The sequence below is a fragment of the Undibacterium sp. JH2W genome (assembly GCF_049340425.1).
Classification (GTDB): domain Bacteria; phylum Pseudomonadota; class Gammaproteobacteria; order Burkholderiales; family Burkholderiaceae_D; genus Undibacterium.
This window is the reverse complement of the sequence record NZ_JBMPOT010000001.1, coordinates 103,192-119,207: the sequence shown is the minus strand read 5'-3', so window position 1 is coordinate 119,207 and position 16,016 is coordinate 103,192. Positions and strand designations below refer to the sequence as shown.

General features: G+C 51.5%; 18 protein-coding genes. 15 read left to right on the top strand and 3 right to left on the bottom strand.

Annotated elements, in window-relative coordinates; all coding sequences use genetic code 11:
- Positions 1–9: 9 nt before the first annotated feature.
- Together ACO0LC_RS00530 and ACO0LC_RS00525 are read left to right on the top strand one after the other, a co-directional pair.
- A complete protein-coding gene (locus ACO0LC_RS00530; protein WP_422999543.1) occupies positions 10–990 on the top strand; it encodes a branched-chain amino acid ABC transporter permease in 981 nt (326 codons plus the stop codon).
- A gap of 218 nt (positions 991–1,208) precedes the next feature.
- On the top strand, positions 1,209–1,634 hold the full coding sequence (locus ACO0LC_RS00525; RefSeq protein WP_422999541.1) for a DUF4279 domain-containing protein: 426 nt from the start codon (positions 1,209–1,211) through the stop codon (positions 1,632–1,634).
- Positions 1,635–1,645: 11 nt separating this feature from the next.
- Here the strand turns inward: ACO0LC_RS00525 and ACO0LC_RS00520 are convergent, their stop codons facing one another.
- Positions 1,646–3,058, bottom strand: a complete 1,413-nt coding sequence (locus ACO0LC_RS00520; RefSeq protein WP_422999539.1) for a heavy metal sensor histidine kinase — start codon at positions 3,056–3,058, stop codon at positions 1,646–1,648.
- Positions 3,055–3,735, bottom strand: coding sequence for a heavy metal response regulator transcription factor (locus ACO0LC_RS00515; protein WP_422999537.1), 681 nt, complete (start codon positions 3,733–3,735; stop codon positions 3,055–3,057). Before ACO0LC_RS00515 ends, ACO0LC_RS00520 begins: the two co-directional genes overlap by 4 nt.
- A 159-nt stretch (positions 3,736–3,894) precedes the next feature.
- On the opposite strand from ACO0LC_RS00515, the gene ACO0LC_RS00510 reads away from it, so the two are divergent.
- Together ACO0LC_RS00510 and ACO0LC_RS00505 are read left to right on the top strand one after the other, a co-directional pair.
- On the top strand, positions 3,895–4,320 hold the full coding sequence (locus ACO0LC_RS00510; protein ID WP_422999535.1) for a DUF305 domain-containing protein: 426 nt from the start codon (positions 3,895–3,897) through the stop codon (positions 4,318–4,320).
- Between the two features lie 27 nt (positions 4,321–4,347).
- Complete coding sequence (locus ACO0LC_RS00505) at positions 4,348–5,742, top strand: cytochrome D1 domain-containing protein (RefSeq protein WP_422999533.1); 1,395 nt, start codon at positions 4,348–4,350, stop codon at positions 5,740–5,742.
- Between the two features lie 73 nt (positions 5,743–5,815).
- Here the strand turns inward: ACO0LC_RS00505 and ACO0LC_RS00500 are convergent, their stop codons facing one another.
- Positions 5,816–6,973 (bottom strand): iron-containing alcohol dehydrogenase, encoded by a 1,158-nt coding sequence (locus tag ACO0LC_RS00500; RefSeq protein WP_422999531.1) that lies wholly within the window; start codon positions 6,971–6,973, stop codon positions 5,816–5,818.
- A gap of 187 nt (positions 6,974–7,160) precedes the next feature.
- Here ACO0LC_RS00500 and ACO0LC_RS00495 point away from each other — a divergent pair, with 187 nt between their 5' ends.
- From ACO0LC_RS00495 to ACO0LC_RS00445, 11 genes are all read left to right on the top strand, one after another.
- Entirely contained in the window at positions 7,161–7,919 is a 759-nt protein-coding gene (locus ACO0LC_RS00495; protein WP_422999529.1) for a sulfite exporter TauE/SafE family protein, read from the top strand.
- Positions 7,920–8,103: 184 nt separating this feature from the next.
- Positions 8,104–10,047 carry a tRNA uridine-5-carboxymethylaminomethyl(34) synthesis enzyme MnmG gene (gene mnmG / locus ACO0LC_RS00490; RefSeq protein ID WP_422999527.1) on the top strand — a complete coding sequence of 648 codons (1,944 nt, stop codon included), beginning with the start codon at positions 8,104–8,106 and terminating at the stop codon, positions 10,045–10,047.
- 132 nt (positions 10,048–10,179) lie between these two features.
- On the top strand, positions 10,180–10,830 hold the full coding sequence (gene rsmG / locus ACO0LC_RS00485) for a 16S rRNA (guanine(527)-N(7))-methyltransferase RsmG (protein WP_422999525.1): 651 nt from the start codon (positions 10,180–10,182) through the stop codon (positions 10,828–10,830).
- 16 nt (positions 10,831–10,846) lie between these two features.
- Positions 10,847–11,623 carry a ParA family protein gene (locus tag ACO0LC_RS00480; RefSeq protein ID WP_422999523.1) on the top strand — a complete coding sequence of 259 codons (777 nt, stop codon included), beginning with the start codon at positions 10,847–10,849 and terminating at the stop codon, positions 11,621–11,623.
- Positions 11,624–11,625: 2 nt separating this feature from the next.
- Positions 11,626–12,519, top strand: a complete 894-nt coding sequence (locus ACO0LC_RS00475; protein WP_422999521.1) for a ParB/RepB/Spo0J family partition protein — start codon at positions 11,626–11,628, stop codon at positions 12,517–12,519.
- A gap of 13 nt (positions 12,520–12,532) precedes the next feature.
- Positions 12,533–13,099 (top strand): RBBP9/YdeN family alpha/beta hydrolase, encoded by a 567-nt coding sequence (locus ACO0LC_RS00470; protein WP_422999519.1) that lies wholly within the window; start codon positions 12,533–12,535, stop codon positions 13,097–13,099.
- 309 nt (positions 13,100–13,408) lie between these two features.
- Positions 13,409–13,747, top strand: a complete 339-nt coding sequence (locus ACO0LC_RS00465) for an ATP synthase subunit I (protein WP_422999517.1) — start codon at positions 13,409–13,411, stop codon at positions 13,745–13,747.
- Between the two features lie 2 nt (positions 13,748–13,749).
- Positions 13,750–14,580, top strand: a complete 831-nt coding sequence (gene atpB, locus ACO0LC_RS00460) for a F0F1 ATP synthase subunit A (protein WP_422999514.1) — start codon at positions 13,750–13,752, stop codon at positions 14,578–14,580.
- 107 nt (positions 14,581–14,687) lie between these two features.
- A complete protein-coding gene (atpE, locus tag ACO0LC_RS00455; protein WP_186917574.1) occupies positions 14,688–14,930 on the top strand; it encodes a F0F1 ATP synthase subunit C in 243 nt (80 codons plus the stop codon).
- A 65-nt stretch (positions 14,931–14,995) separates the two neighbouring features.
- Positions 14,996–15,466: a F0F1 ATP synthase subunit B gene (locus ACO0LC_RS00450; protein WP_422999512.1), complete on the top strand. Its 471-nt coding sequence runs from the start codon at positions 14,996–14,998 to the stop codon at positions 15,464–15,466.
- Between the two features lie 2 nt (positions 15,467–15,468).
- Positions 15,469–16,002: a F0F1 ATP synthase subunit delta gene (locus tag ACO0LC_RS00445; RefSeq protein ID WP_422999510.1), complete on the top strand. Its 534-nt coding sequence runs from the start codon at positions 15,469–15,471 to the stop codon at positions 16,000–16,002.
- Positions 16,003–16,016: the final 14 nt, after the last annotated feature.

Sequence of the window (16,016 nt, the reverse complement as noted above, 5' to 3'; positions counted from 1 at the left end):
GGAGCCACCATGAATAAGAAAATCAGTTACGGCATAGCTTTTGCCCTGTTACTGGCGGCACCGTTTATCGTCTATCCGGTGTTCCTGATGAAGCTCTTGTGCTTCGCCCTGTTTGCCTGTGCCTTTAATTTGCTCATTGGTTTCACGGGCTTGCTGTCCTTTGGTCATGCAGCCTTCTTTGGTGCTGCCGGTTATATCGCAGGCTGGGCCTTGCGTGATGCCGGTTTGCCGACTGAGCTGGGCATCTTGCTGGGCGTAGGGGCCGCCGCCCTGATAGGCCTCGTGATGGGTGCACTGGCGATACGCCGCCAGGGTATTTATTTCACCATGATCACGCTGGCCTTGGCGCAGATGCTTTACTTCGTTTTCCTGCAGGCCAAATTCACCGGTGGTGAAGATGGTTTGCAAGGTGTGCCACGCGGAAAACTGCTAGGCATGCTGGACCTGAGTTCTGATCTGACGCTGTATTACTTTGTGCTGGTAGTGGCGATTGCCGGATTTGCCATCGTCATGCGTACCGTGCATTCACCGTTTGGCCAGGTCTTGAAAGCCGTCAAGGAAAACGAGCCACGCGCCATCTCGCTGGGTTATGACGTAGACCGCTACAAGCTCATGGCCTTCGTCCTGTCGGCTGCACTGGCCGGTCTGGCTGGTGCCACTAAAACCCTGGTACTGGGTTTTGAGACGCTGACGGACGTGCACTGGTCCATGTCTGGCCTGGTGGTCTTGATGACCCTGGTGGGCGGTCTGGGCACGCTGGTGGGCCCGATAGTTGGCGCCATCATCATCATCGCGCTGGAAAATAAACTGGGCGACCTCGGCAACCTGCTGGCAAACATCACGACGATAGAATGGTTCCGCTCCATAGGTGATTCAGTCACCATCGTCACCGGTCTGATTTTCATTGTCTGCGTACTGGCTTTCAGGCGCGGGATTGTTGGTGAATTGATGGCTTATGTGGAACGAACAGGCAAGGCTAAGGCTGGTTAAAGTTTTGAATTGCTGGATTCAAGAGGAGCCCCTTGAAGAAATTCTTGGGGCTTTTTTTATCTGCGATAGATTTTTTTCTCCGGCCATGTTTTAAATCAGGCGTTTGTTAAAATGCCGTAGATTTTTCAGTTTCATGATTCGTCGTAGAGTTTTGTGGACAGAATGGAAGGAGCTGAACGAGTTGTTTTAAATTTCAAAATATTTAGAGAAAGTCCGTATTGCAAAATTATTCCTATCGTCTTGCCCTGCAAATCTGGCATCCCAACATCGACCCTTCATTCATCACCAAGCGCTTGGGTATTACGCCCAGGCACGCCCACATGTGTGGTATGCAGCGCCAGACTCCCAAGGGACAATTATTGGATGGGAAATATGCCGAAAGTTATTGGTTCGCTGATCCATTTGAGCGTGGTGAATATCTTTCCACCGATGACTCGCTGGAAGATGCCATGGCAGAGGTATTCGATGAGCTGACACCACATACGCAATTTTTATTGATGCTCAGAGAGCAGGGCGCACGCATACATTTGAAAGCCAGTTCATATGGCAGCCGCAACTATGCCGTGGAATTGAGTCCGCAATTCATGCTGCGCTGTGCAGGACTGGGCATAAGTTTTGTGCTCGATATTTATCCACATGCATAAACCTGGCAAATTTATTTTAGTGTCGTACCTGGAAATTGCAGTTTGAAACAGATGGTATTTGCTTCTGCAAGATAAGTCACACTGGTCGCGCCATGATGCAGATGCATGATGGCGCGTACGATGGACAGACCCAGGCCATTCGATTCCGTGTAGGCACTGCGTGATGCATCGCCGCGATAAAAGCGGTCGAACATGCGGTCTGTATCGGGTGGCTGTGGTGCCTCACATTGATTGATGACAGAGATCACAGCAGTACCTTCATTTTGCCCGCCGATCAGCTGGATTGCCGTACCGGATTTGCCATAGCGTATGGCATTCAATACCAGGTTATTGACAGCGCGACGCCACATGATGAGGTTGGCAAAGATGCTGCCATTTGCCGTGACTTCAAAGCGCATCTGTTTTTCTTCTGCCAGTGGCTCAAAATAGTCGGCGATCTTTTCCAGCTCAGCCGCCATATCAATTTCTACCCGGTCTGCGACGACTGTGTCCTGGTCGGCATTGGCGAGGAACAGGATGTTTTCTATGATGCGTGCCAGGCGGGATAATTCTTCCACATTCGATTCCAGCACTTGCTCATATTCTGCCGCGCTCCTGGCCTGGCGCAGCGCGACTTGCGACTGACCCATCATGATGTTGACGGGCGTACGCACTTCGTGAGCGAGGTCGGCAGAAAACTGGTTCAGATGCTCATAGCCTTTTTCCAGCCTGTCGAGCATGGCATCAAACGCCTCAGTCAGTGAGCGTAATTCCGGCGGGGCGTCTTGCATGCCAAAGCGCACCGACAATTTTGCCGGGTTGATTTCTGCTGCTTTGTCATGCATGAGTTTGATGGGCCGCAGGCCACGGCGAAGGATGATGAAAGCCAGTGCCGTGGTCAGCAGGGCAGTGAGGGCGACTGCGGCCATGACGCGGTACAGATAGGTGGACAGGACTTTGGATTCCTGTGTCATGACATAGGCTGCTGTGATCTCTATCGTATCCTTGTTGGTGCCCAGCATGGCCAGCGCCGTCACCCAGCGCACTCGCACACCATCGTCGGCTTGCCCGGTGCGCAGGGCTTCTATGTTGAGGGCTGTTCCTACTGGCACCGCAGGTATGGCTGGCGGTGTCAGCTTGCCAGGGTTCACCTGTATAAACGGCGCGTCACCAACCCGCTTGAAAATGCGCACATCCTGTTCATTGCCGAGCATGCTTTCGAACAAGCCCGGACGCTCTTCCATCTGCTTGATGTCGTACAGGTCATGAAAGAGATTGCGGAAGTGTTCCACCCTGCCTATCAGGGTGTAGTCGGCGCGCATTTCCATGGCCTGCCTGACCGAGGCATACAGGTAGAAACCCAGTCCGGCCGTGACCAGGCAGGCCACCAGGCCAAATAGCGCGGCGACGCGGTAGCGCAGTTCCCAGTGGTTCCAGAATTTCATGGCTGGTCCGAAAACATATAGCCTACGCTGCGCACGGTATGGATGAGTTTTTGTTCAAAGGGGGCATCAATCTTTGCACGCAGGCGTTTCACGGCCACATCGACGACATTGGTGTCGCTGTCAAAATTCATGTCCCAAACCTGGGATGCGATGACGGAACGGGATAGGGCTTCTCCCTGTCGTTTGATGAGCAAATGCAGCAGCATGAATTCTTTTTTTGTCAGTACGATCTGCATGCCCTGCCGCGTGACCCTGTGTTTGATCGCATCGAATTGCAGGTCACCGATCTGGAACATATCTGCGTCACGGGTGTCACGGGCAACGCCGCGACGCAGTATGGTGCGCACGCGCAATAGCAGTTCTGCAAATGAAAATGGTTTGACGAGGTAATCATCGGCACCCAGTTGCAGGCCTTTAATCTTGTCGTCGAGACGGTCTTTCGCGGTCAGGAAAATCACCGGCACATCACGCCTGGCGCGTAGCGCGCTGAGCAAGGTCCAGCCATCCATGCCCGGCATCATGACGTCAAGGATAATCAGTTCATGCTCACCTTCCAGCGCCAGGTGTAATCCATCTATGCCATTACGGGCGAGGTCAACGGCATAGCCGGATTCCTGAAAACCTTTCTTCAGGTAGTCACCGGTTTTTTGATCATCTTCAATGACGAGTAGGGTCATTTGTAGTCCTGTTATTGCTGCTGCACACAAATCCTGAAATCGATTTTACCTCCTGACCCTGCATTTCAGGATGACAAATTTGTCATCCAAAAGACATGAGAAGTTCAGCATCTGCCTTTTAAGATGCGGGACAGTTTTCCATCATTGAGAGGGGTTTTCATGCGTAGTTTCAATTCCAGTTTCTTATGGCATTTGTTAGTAGCCCTCAGTTTCGGCCTGCCCACTGCTATGGCCAGCGCCCAGGAAGCACATCACCACCACGGTAATGCCACGACATCAGGCCCGCCACCAGTGTTCGTCGCCAGTACAGCAAAGCCCTTCGCCAAACTGATGGACGATGCCATGGCCGTCATGGATGACGGCATGCAGCGTGCCTATATGAACGGTGTTTCGGAACATGATTTCATCACTATGATGATCCCCCATCACCAGGGTGCGGTGGATATGGCGAAAGGGATGCTGCTATACACCACAGACCCGGAAATCCGCAATCTGGCACTGGGCATCATTACGGAACAGCAAAACGAAATCCGCCTCATGCAAGCCTGGCTGAAACATCATGCTGATGCTTCAGAGAAAAAATAAATCCTTCCCTCACGAAAAATGAATCTCATGAAAAAATCCTCTTATCTATTGGCTGCCGCTGCAATGGGTTTGTTTTTGCCATCTGCACAGGCCTTGCCGCCCGCACAGGACCGTGTCTACACAGCAGATCAGAACAGCAATACGGTGTCGGTATTTAATCCCGCCACGAATACGCTGGTTGGGCAGATACGCCTTGGCAATGCACGGCCCGATGTGCTGTCTCCCTTGTACAAAGGGCAGATCAATGTGCATGGTCTGGGTTTTTCGCCTGATCATAAAACCTTGCTGGCAATTTCCAATGGTTCGAATGCGGTGAGCTTTATCGACACTGCTACCAATAAAGTCAACGGCACGACTTATGTCGGCCGCTCGCCACATGAAGGTTTCTTCAGCGCCGATGGCAAAGAAGTCTGGGTAGTGGTGCGTGGCGAAGATTACGTATCTGTGATCGACCCCATCAGCTTCAAGGAAACCCGCCGTATCCAGACTGGTCTGGGGCCAGGCATGGTGCAGTTTCATCCTGATGGCAAACTGGCTTTCGTGGCTTCCAGCTTTACAGCGGCTGTCGATGTGGTGGACGTCAAGTCGCATGAGGTAATAAAAAAGATCCCTGTCGTCAGCCCGTTTTCGCCTTTCCTGCAATTCACACCAGACGGGCGGGAAGTGTGGATGACGCATAAGGATGTCGGCAAGGTCACACGCATTGATACGCGGACTCTGGAAGTCATTGGCGTGTTTGATACCGGCTTTATCACTAACCACATTGCCTTTGCCAAAGTCGGTGGCAGAGTTGTGGCCTATGTCAGCATAGGTGGCGAGAATGTGGTCAAGGTCTACTCCACGGACAAGAATGCAGAATTGATGGCGACAATTGCTACCGGCGCTTTACCGCATGGCATCTGGGCTTCTGATGACAGCAGTCGTGTGTATGTTGGTCTCGAAAATGGCGATGGGGTGGAAGTCATTGATACCGCCAGCAACAAGGTGCTTGCTCATATGGGCGGCGGCCAGGCACCGCAGGCGCTGGTGTATTTGTCGCATGTGGTGGAAAGCGACGATGGCAGTGCCAATCTGCTAGCGCGTGGCAATGGCGAGCCCAGTAATATCCGTTTGCAGCCCGCCAAGGGTGATGCCCGTGGTTTTGTGGTCTTGCGTAATCTGGGCGTGGTCGATGCGCTGGAAGTGTCACTGTTCAAGCTGAAGCCAGGCACGACCTATAGCGTGTATGTGAATGGGCAGGCGAGTGTCAGTGGTATCTTCAGGACGGATGCGAAGGGCGCGGTGAATGGCACGATGATAGGGCCAGTCAGGGAGTTGGTTACGCCTGACGGAAAAAGTGCAGGCACCATTAACCATATCGTTGTAATGGAAGGCTGTACACCTGTGGATAAGGCGAATGCGGTACTGGTTGATGCTATCTGACGCTTATTTGACGCTGAGGCCAGATGCCGCTCATGCAGCATCTGGCCTTGCATATTCTGACCTTATTTCTCTCTTACAAGGCCGCGGCGTAAATCGCTCGCGCATCTTGCTTCGTCACTTCACGTGGATTATTCCCCAGCAAGCGTGTTTGCAACATGGCGTCGCTGGCGAGCTGGTCCAGGTCTTTCTCGGTGATGCCTACCTGGCTCAGGCGGGTTTCTATGCCTACCCTTACTGCCAGGTCTTCCATGGCCTTGATCATGGCGTGACAGCGCTGCTCTGCTGTGCCTGTAGCTTCAGGCGCGATGATAGCTGCCAGTTCGGCGTACAGTTCAGCCGCATGACTGGCATTGAAGCGCAGTACGTGCGGTAAGACCAGGGAATTCGACAAACCATGCGGCACATGGAAGATGCCGCCCACCGGATAGGCCAGGGCATGCACAGCAGCGCAGGGGGCATTGGCAAAGGATTGCCCGGCCAGCATGGCACCGAGCAGCATAGCTTGCCTTGCTGCCAGATTGCTGCCATTGTTGCAGGCTTCATCGATATTGTTCCAGAGTAACTTCAAAGCCTGCACTGCCAGCATGTCGGATAGCGGGTTCTTTTTGTGTTTGGTCGTATACGCTTCTATCGCATGCACCATGGCGTCAATGCCGGTGGCAGCCGTGACCTTGGCTGGCAAGCCGGTAGTCAGTTGTGCATCGAGGATAGCGATGTCGGCATACAGTTGTGGTGCAACCACGCCCATCTTGGTGGTGGCACCGGTGGTGACGATGGAGATGGGCGTGACTTCAGAACCTGTGCCTGCCGTGGTCGGGATTTGTATCAAAGGCAAGCGCTTGCCTTTGACATTGCCTATGCCATACATGGTGGACAGGCTTTGCTCGCTGCCCGCCAGGATGGCGATGAGTTTGGCCACGTCCATGGAGCTGCCACCACCCAGGCCAACTACCAGTTCCACCTGCAGGGCGCGCGCATTTTCTACTGCCTGCAAGACGATAGCTTCTGGCGGGTCGGCAATCACATCAGAGAAAATACTGACTTTGAGTTGTTCTGTTTCCAGGCTGGCTATGACGGGTTGGACCAGACCAGTACGCAGGAAACCGGCATCGGTCACCAGCAATACATGCTGGATTGCTGGAAATTCCTGGCGTATGGTTTTACCGAGACGTGTAGCTGCACCGGTTTGGCTGATCAGGCTGGGGACGGTTCTGAATTCAAAGTCGTTCATGTGTAAATTTTCTAAAAATGGATAAGGGTTTAAAGTTGTTAGGCCAGATGTAATTCCATTTCTGTTTGCGCATTTCTGTTCTGATTTATTGCCTGGTCTTTATCGTACTATAGGTGAGGCGTAGTTGCTTGGATCTTGTACTTTCCCTGTCAGCACCACTTATTTACATCAAATTTTCAGGTTTCCCATGGATATAGTATTACTAGGTTTGGCCGCTTTCTTTGCTGGTTTTGTTGATTCTATTGTTGGTGGTGGCGGGCTCGTGCAAGTGCCAGCTTTGTTCTCATTCCTCCCAGGAACTGCACCAGCGACACTTCTGGGCACCAATAAGATGGCAGGTATCTGGGGCACGACAGTTGCAGCGACTCGCTACATGAAGACCGTCAGCCTGCGCTGGAGCATGGTGGCGCCAGCCGCATTCATGGCTTTTGCGTTTTCTTTTGCCGGGGCTTTTCTGGTGACGCATATCCCACCTACCTATTTGCGCAGGGCTTTACCTTTTATCTTGCTGGCTGTGGCTATCTATACCTTCAAGAAAAAAGAGTTTGGGGCGGACAATAAGCCGGTATTTTCAGGTAGTAAAGAAACCTATATGGCTATGCTGGTGGGGGCGGGCATAGGTTTTTACGATGGGTTTTTTGGGCCTGGCACAGGCAGCTTCTTCATGTTTCTGTTTGTACGCATCTTCGGTTATGACTTCTTGCGCGCCTCTGCGGCAGCCAAGGTTTTGAATGTTGCCTGCAATACCGCTGCCCTGATCTGGTTTGGATACAGTGGTCACGTACTCTGGATGCTGGGCTTGACGATGGCTGTGTGCGGTGTTGGCGGTTCAATTTTAGGTAGTCATTTGGCAATAAAACACGGTACTTCGTTTGTTCGCAAAATGTTCCTTGGCGTGGTGGTAGCGCTGATATGCAAGACGACTTACGATGGCTTTCTTAAATAGCAGTGTTTCACGTGAAACAATCTGGCAGTGATAATGGGACTTCGGTCCCATTTTTTATGTCTTGATACCTATGTTTCACGTGAAACATAGATCTAAATAAAAAGAGAATCTTTAGCCCGCTAAAGTTTGCACTGCAAAACAAACTATAATCGAGCCTCATCTCCTAGATTCTCAGAAATCCACCATGTTTTATCCTAAAGAATTCGATGTCATCGTCGTCGGCGGCGGTCACGCCGGTACTGAAGCTGCACTCGCCTCTGCCCGTATGGGGCAGTCCACACTGTTGTTGACCCATAATATCGAGACCCTGGGTCAGATGTCTTGTAACCCATCCATAGGTGGGATAGGCAAGGGGCATCTGGTCAAAGAGGTCGATGCCATGGGCGGCGCCATGGCGATTGCCACCGATGAGGCGGGCATACAATTTCGCATTTTGAACTCGTCCAAAGGCCCAGCTGTACGCGCAACCCGTGCCCAGGCTGACCGTATTTTGTACAAGCAGGCTATCCGTAGTCGTCTGGAAAATCAGCCTAATCTGTGGCTGTTCCAGCAGGCAGTCGATGATTTGCTGGTCGAAGGTAACCGTGTTGTTGGTGCCGTGACCCAGGTTGGTATCAGGTTTCGTGCCCGCGCAGTCGTGCTGACAGCAGGTACTTTTCTTGATGGGAAGATACACGTGGGCTTGAATAACTACTCGGCAGGCCGTGCCGGTGACCCACCTGCGATATCTTTGTCTGCCCGTTTGAAAGAGCTGGCACTGCCACAAGGGCGTTTGAAGACTGGTACACCACCACGTGTAGATGGTCGCAGCATCGATTTTTCACAGTTGCAAGAGCAGCCAGGTGATCTTGATCCTGTGCCGGTGTTCTCTTATATGGGTAACACCAGCATGCATCCAAGGCAGTTGCCATGCTGGATTACCCATACCAATGAAAAAACCCACGACATTATCCGTGCTGGTCTGGACCGTAGCCCCATGTATACGGGGGTTATTGAAGGGGTGGGGCCACGCTATTGCCCATCGATAGAAGACAAGATACACCGCTTCGCCAGCAAAGAATCGCACCAGATTTTCCTGGAGCCAGAAGGCCTGACCACGAATGAGTTTTACCCCAACGGTATCTCTACCAGCCTGCCATTTGACGTGCAGCTGGACCTGGTTCGTTCCATGCGCGGTATGGAAAATGCCTACATCCTGCGTCCTGGCTATGCGATTGAATATGATTACTTTGATCCGCGTGGTTTGAAATCATCGCTGGAAACCCGCCAGATTGAGGACCTGTTCTTTGCCGGTCAAATCAATGGCACAACAGGTTACGAAGAAGCAGCAGCCCAGGGTATGTTGGCTGGCCTCAATGCCGCACTGAAAACCCAGGGTAAAGAGGCCTGGGTGCCGCGCCGTGATGAAGCTTATCTCGGCGTGCTGGTGGATGACCTGATTACCAAGGGTGTGCAAGAGCCTTACCGTATGTTCACCAGTCGCGCCGAATTCCGTCTCAGTCTGCGTGAAGATAATGCAGACATGCGCCTGACCGAGATAGGTCGCCAGTTGGGTTGTGTCAGCGATGCCCAATGGCAGCAGTTTGAAGAAAAGCGTGAAAGTGTTGCACGTGAAATGGAAAGGCTGCGCTCGACCTGGGTCAATCCACGCATCCTGGCGGATGTGGAGGCTGAGCGTGTCGTTGGCAAGGCTTTGGAACGCGAATATTCCCTGGCTGATTTATTGCGCCGCCCGCAAGTGACTTATGAAAGCCTCATGAGTTTGCAAGGTGTGGAAGGGCAGGAGTTGGCCGGGCCAGGTGTGCTTGATCCACATGTACGTGAGCAGGTAGAGATACAGGTCAAATATGCCGGTTATATAGACCGGCAGGCCAAAGAGGTTGAGCGTCATGCACATTTTGAAAATCTCAAAATGCCAGTGGCTTTTGATTACATGGAAGTCAATGGGCTTTCCATTGAAGTCAGGCAAAAACTGAACAAGCATCAGCCTGAAAGCCTGGGCCAGTGTGGCCGTATTTCTGGTGTCACGCCTGCTGCGATTTCCCTGCTTTTGGTGCATTTGAAGAAGCGCGGTTTTAAAGAGTTCATGGCGAATGCAGATGCGGTAGCCGAAGGCCAGCCTGAATGATTCACGTGGAACATCAGATAACAGGCGCGTTTCAAAGCGCGGCTAAAGTCTGCGTGGATACAGGTGATGAAGAAAACTAAAAATAAAACGAAGAATAATGAAAAACAAGCAGTTAATCGAGAGTAGGGCCATATGATTCACGTGGAACAAGCACAGTTAAAAGCGATATTGCAGAGCGGTGTCGAGGAATTATTGCTGGATTTAAATGATGATCAAATTGATAACATGATTGCATATTTGGCATTATTGTCGAAATGGAACTCTGTGTATAACCTGACGGCCATCCGTGACCCCAAAGAAATGGTCAAGCAACATTTGCTGGATTCGCTTTCTGCGGCGCCGGCATTCAAGGATGCAAAAAATATACTGGATGTGGGTGCCGGTGGTGGTTTGCCCGGTATGATGCTGGCCATTACTTATCCACAGGCCAAAGTGTCCATGATAGATACGGTCAGCAAAAAAACGGCCTTCCTGAACCAGGCCAAGACTGAGCTGGGATTGAAAAACGTCACTGTACATACCGGCAGGGTAGAAGCCTTGCAGGTCAAACATGCCTTTGACGTCATCACTTCACGCGCATTTTCTGAGCTGTCCAATTTCGTCAACTGGTCGGGTCATCTGCTGGCGGATGGTGGTCAGTTCATCGCCATGAAGGGCGTAGAACCGAAACAGGAAATAGACAGCCTGCCCGCTGGCTGGCATGTGGATAAGTTGCAAGCTTTGACGGTGCCTGGTTTACAGGCAGAACGTCACCTCGTCTTTATCAAGAAAACCCAGGCCTGATCTTACGGAAACCTCTATGGCAAAAATCTTTTGTATAGCAAATCAAAAAGGTGGCGTGGGTAAAACCACAACTACCGTCAATCTCGCCGCAGGCCTGGCGAAACTCGATCAACGTGTCTTACTGGTTGATCTCGATCCCCAGGGCAATGCCACCATGGGGGCAGGTATCAACAAGGCCAAGCTGACCGCTTCCATCTATGAAGTCTTGCTGGGTATGTCAGATGTGACGACCGCCAAACTGCGCTCTGAATCTGGTCGTTTTGATGTCTTGCCCGCCAACCGTGAGCTGGCTGGCGCTGAAGTTGAAATGGTTTCACTCGATAACCGCGACAAGCGCCTGCGTGAAGCCCTGGCCAAGGTCGATGCTGACTATGACTTCATCCTCATCGACTGTCCGCCAGCGCTGTCCTTGCTGACCCTGAATGGCCTGTGCGCCGCCCATGGTGTGATCATCCCCATGCAGTGTGAATACTATGCGCTGGAAGGTTTGTCCGATCTGGCCAATACCATCAAGAAAGTCTCGGCCAACCTGAACCCTGACTTGAAGATAGTCGGCTTGCTGCGTGTGATGTTTGACCCGCGCATGACCCTGTCGCAACAAGTCTCTGATCAGTTGGAACAGCATTTCGGCGACAAGGTCTTCAAAACCCTGATCCCGCGCAATGTCCGTCTGGCAGAAGCACCATCCTACGGTATCCCTGGCGTGGTGTTTGATCCTGCATCCAAGGGGGCGCAAGCCTATATCGCCTTTGGTGCAGAGATGGTGGAAAGAATTAAACAACTGGAAAAATAAGTATGTCGATCAAAAAACAAAAAGGTCTGGGCCGTGGCCTGGACGCCTTGCTCGGCGGTGCTGCTGACTTCGCTGAGGCCGTACCTACCGTCACTGGTGCCCCTACCAGCCTGAACGTGGCACAAATGCAAGCTGGTAAGTACCAGCCCCGCACCCGCATGGACGAGGGCGCACTGGCCGAGCTGGCTGCCTCTATCAAGGCCCAGGGTTTGATGCAACCTATCCTGGTTCGCCCGATAGGACAAAACAACGGCGTTACCCGCTACGAAATCATTGCCGGTGAGCGCCGTTTCCGTGCATCGCAAATGGCAGGCATGGATGAAGTGCCGGTGCTGGTCAAGGATGTCGATGACCAGGCCGCCGCCGCCATGGCCCTCATCGAGAACATGCAGCGTGAAGACCTGAATCCCCTGGAAGAAGCCCAGGGGATACACAGGTTGATCACGGATTTCTCGTTTACCCATGAGCAGGCGGCCAATGCAGTAGGGCGCTCACGCAGTGCCGTGTCTAACTTGCTGCGCTTATTGAATCTGGCCAAGCCGGTGCAAACCATGCTCATGGCGGGTGACATAGACATGGGCCATGCCCGCTCACTGCTGGTGACCGATGCCGCCACCCAGATACAACTGGCGAACCAGATTGTTGCCAAACGCATGTCGGTTCGTGAAGCGGAAAAACTGGTGGCCAAGACCACGGCAGATATGAGTGCCAATGGCAAGCCGCGCGACAAGGCAGAAAAATCTCGCGACATCACCCGTCTGGAAGAAGAGTTATCTGATTTGCTGGCCACCCAGGTTGCTCTCAAATTAGGCAGCAAGGGCAGGGGGCAGATGATTATTGATTTTGCTGATCTCGATAGCCTGGACGGAGTTATCTTGAAGATACGCGGACAGTAAAACGACCAGGCCCATGCAAATATTGACTTTACCCGGCCTGTATAGCTCAGGTCCTGGCCACTGGCAAACACGCTGGGAAGCCGAATTACCGAATGTAAAAAGAGTAGAGCAACAAAACTGGGATCATCCGGTCAAGGATGCGTGGGTTGCCACTTTGTCAGCTGCCGTTAACAGGGTTGATGATGAGGTGGTGCTGGTCGCGCATAGCATGGGTTGTGCGCTGATTGCCTGGTGGCTGGCGTCCGGCATGCCGGGGGTGTTGGATAAAAGCAAAGTCAAGGCAGCATTTCTGGTGGCACCACCGGATGTGGGGCGGGCAAATTTTCCTGCATCCAGTTTTAATCCCATGCCGCAGATCAGCTTCCCTTTCCCAGTTACCGTGGTGGCATCCAGTGATGATCCATGGTGCGACGTGTCAATTGTTGAAGCCTGGGCAAATAGTTGGGGTGCGGAGCTGCACCTGATCGGTGCGAAAGGGCATATCAATGGCGAGTCTGGACTGGGCAGCTGGAAGCAAGGCCAGGACTGGCTGAACGGATTGGTTGCAAAAACAGCAAAAACTATAAAACCGGTACAATAGTAAAAATGCACTAAAATGTTGCATTTTTATGCAATGCACCAAAGCTTTGACCATATGCATCAAACGTTTGACGTTATTACGCACAACCACGTATAATTCCGTGGTTTTGATTGGCGAGGATTTGCGCTGCCCGGATATATAGTGGCAAGCCAGTCAAATTCAACTGTCATATTTATAAAATTGTAGGACTTACGCAAGATAGTCCAGCAAAGCCCTTAACGAATACAGTGCAAAACTGGACTTTGGGGCTGGTAATGAGCTTGATCCATTGCTGCTATTTTGCGCAAGTCCTGGATAAATGAGGGAAGCATGGCACGCATCATACTGCTGCAACTGGTAGCAGCGCTGGTTGCGGGTTTGCTTGCTGGAATTTTCGGCAATATTTCTTACGGATTGTCCGCCCTGTTTGGGGGATTATCTTGTGCGATTCCAAATGCCTTGTTCGCGTTGCGCCTGAGTATGAGCGCCCGGAGGCCTGGAGGAGCAAATCCGATGAGCTTTTTCATCGGTGAATTTTTCAAAGTTATATCGACAGTCGCGCTGATGGCAGCGGTTGTCTTCTGGTACCCCGATGTTAACTGGCCGGCCTTTTTGATCGCCTTCATCGTCGTACTGAAAAGCTATTTCATTTTACTCTTTAGGCACTGATCATGAGCTCAGCTGAACAAGTCACTCCGTCAGAATATATAGCCCATCACCTTGGGCATTTGACTAACCACGGCCACCATGCGCAAACCTCCTTGTGGGACATGTCGTATGTGAATATTGATACAGTTATCTGGTCAGTCGTTTGCGGCTTGCTGGGTTCTCTCATTATGTACATGGCAGCACGCAAGGCCACATCCGGTGTACCTGGCCGTTTCCAATGCGCAGTTGAAATGCTCATCGAAATGGTCGACAACAACGCAAAAAGCATCGTTCATGGCAACACCAGCTTCATCGCTCCTATGGCCTTGTCGGTGTTTGTCTGGGTAGTATTGATGAACTCCCTGGATTTCCTGCCAGTTGATTTGTTCTCTCAATGGTTGTTCCCGGTGCTGGGCCTGGATCATGAAATGCCTCACCGCGTAGTCCCTACTGCTGACTTGAACGGTACTCTCGGTATTTCCATCGGTATCTTTGCCCTGATGATGTTTTACAGCTTCAAGATCAAAGGCGTAGGCGGTTTCATCAAGGAATTGTTGAGCGCACCGTTTGGTCCCATGCTCTTCCCTTTCAATCTGGCATTGAATCTGGTTGAATACGCAGCGAAAACTTTCTCGCTTGGTATGCGGTTGTTCGGCAACATGTTTGCTGGCGAATTGTTGTTCCTGTTGATTGCAGCTTTGCTGGGTGCTTCCGATTCCATCTTCGGCGGTATTGGTCATTTGGTACTGGGGTCTGCCTGGTCCATCTTCCACATCCTGATCGTACCTCTGCAAGCCTTTATTTTCATGATGTTGACTCTGGTGTACATGGGTCAGGCTCACGAAGCGCATTAATTAAGTTTTGAAGTTTTGAAGTTTTGAAGTTTTAGGTTTTTGGTTTTAGTTTTGGTTTTAGTTTTTTGATTTTGGTATTTTAATTTTAACTTTCTAGGAGTTTTCTCATGACTAACGTCGCTTTCGTTGCATTGGCTTGTGGTTTGATCATCGGTTTGGGCGCTTTGGGTGCTTGTATCGGTATCGCTATGATGGGTGGTAAATATCTGGAAGCGTCTGCTCGTCAACCAGAATTGATGGACAAACTGCAAGGTAAAATGTTGTTGTTGGCTGGTCTGATCGATGCTGCGTTCATTATCGGTGTTGGTATCGCCATGTTCTTCGCAACTGCAAACCCATTCAAAGGCTAATAGCTTTCCTTTTTCTACCGCAGGTCTCTGGCCTGCGGAACGATTAATTTGATAAGGAAACTAAAGTGAATCTGAATCTATCTATGTGGTATCAGGCTGGGGTGTTTTTCATCCTGGCTTTGGTGACTGCAAAATTCATCTGGCCACCAGTGATTGGTGCGATCGATGAGCGCATGAAGCGCATTGCAGACGGTTTGGCTGCTGCTGATAAAGGCAAGTTGGAAATGCAAGCTGCTGAAAAGCGCGTGCAGGCTCAATTGGCTGCTGCTGGTGAAGAGAGCAAAACACATATCGTCAACGCAGAAAAACGCGCTGCTCTGATCGTTGAAGAAGCTCGCAACACTGCTGCTGCTGAAGCTGCCCGCATTATTGCTGCAGCAAAAGCGGATGCTGAAAATCAAGTGACTAAAGCACGCGAAGAATTGCGCGACCAGGTTGCCACTCTGGCAGTCAAAGGTGCAGAACAAATTCTGAAACGTGAAGTCAACGCATCTGCTCACGCTGATCTGTTGAACCAACTGAAAACCGAGCTGTAATCATGGCCGAAATCGCAACGATCGCTCGTCCTTACGCAGAAGCGCTGTTTCGTGTTGCCCAAGCCGGTAACCTGTCCGCTTGGTCGGACCTGGTTACCGAAATGGCACAGGTAGGTGCGCATCCCGATGTACAAGCTCTTGCACACAACCCCAAAGTCTCGGCTGATCAAAAAGCTGAGATTTTCTTGTCTGCGATCAAATCTCCAGTGACTGCTGAAGCGAAAAACTTCATCAACACACTTGCTGACTATGACCGTCTGACTTTGCTGCCGGAAATCGCTTTCCAGTTCCATGCGCTGAAAAACGCCCACGAAGGCGCTGCAGATGCAGAAGTGACTAGCGCATTTGACATGTCGGCAGCTCAGTTGAGCGAGCTCTCAGTGCTCTTGGAAAAGAAATTTGGCCGCAAGTTGCACCCTACAGTCAAAGTGGATTCCTCTTTGATCGGTGGTGTACGCATCGTGGTTGGTGATCAGGTGCTCGACACGTCGGTACGCGCGAAGCTGCAGAAAATGCACGTCGCCCTGACCGCGTAAGAACGTAATAAATA

Coding starts and splice junctions, on each gene's coding strand:
- ACO0LC_RS00480 (WP_422999523.1), top strand. CDS start 10,847: ATGGCAAAAATCTTTTGTATAGCAAATCAAAAAGGTGGCGTGGGTAAA.
- atpE (WP_186917574.1), top strand. CDS start 14,688: ATGACTAACGTCGCTTTCGTTGCATTGGCTTGTGGTTTGATCATCGGT.
- ACO0LC_RS00470 (WP_422999519.1), top strand. CDS start 12,533: ATGCAAATATTGACTTTACCCGGCCTGTATAGCTCAGGTCCTGGCCAC.
- ACO0LC_RS00445 (WP_422999510.1), top strand. CDS start 15,469: ATGGCCGAAATCGCAACGATCGCTCGTCCTTACGCAGAAGCGCTGTTT.
- ACO0LC_RS00530 (WP_422999543.1), top strand. CDS start 10: ATGAATAAGAAAATCAGTTACGGCATAGCTTTTGCCCTGTTACTGGCG.
- ACO0LC_RS00520 (WP_422999539.1), bottom strand. CDS start 3,058: ATGAAATTCTGGAACCACTGGGAACTGCGCTACCGCGTCGCCGCGCTA.
- ACO0LC_RS00515 (WP_422999537.1), bottom strand. CDS start 3,735: ATGACCCTACTCGTCATTGAAGATGATCAAAAAACCGGTGACTACCTG.
- ACO0LC_RS00510 (WP_422999535.1), top strand. CDS start 3,895: ATGCGTAGTTTCAATTCCAGTTTCTTATGGCATTTGTTAGTAGCCCTC.
- ACO0LC_RS00475 (WP_422999521.1), top strand. CDS start 11,626: ATGTCGATCAAAAAACAAAAAGGTCTGGGCCGTGGCCTGGACGCCTTG.
- rsmG (WP_422999525.1), top strand. CDS start 10,180: ATGATTCACGTGGAACAAGCACAGTTAAAAGCGATATTGCAGAGCGGT.
- mnmG (WP_422999527.1), top strand. CDS start 8,104: ATGTTTTATCCTAAAGAATTCGATGTCATCGTCGTCGGCGGCGGTCAC.
- ACO0LC_RS00500 (WP_422999531.1), bottom strand. CDS start 6,973: ATGAACGACTTTGAATTCAGAACCGTCCCCAGCCTGATCAGCCAAACC.
- atpB (WP_422999514.1), top strand. CDS start 13,750: ATGAGCTCAGCTGAACAAGTCACTCCGTCAGAATATATAGCCCATCAC.
- ACO0LC_RS00505 (WP_422999533.1), top strand. CDS start 4,348: ATGAAAAAATCCTCTTATCTATTGGCTGCCGCTGCAATGGGTTTGTTT.
- ACO0LC_RS00465 (WP_422999517.1), top strand. CDS start 13,409: ATGGCACGCATCATACTGCTGCAACTGGTAGCAGCGCTGGTTGCGGGT.
- ACO0LC_RS00495 (WP_422999529.1), top strand. CDS start 7,161: ATGGATATAGTATTACTAGGTTTGGCCGCTTTCTTTGCTGGTTTTGTT.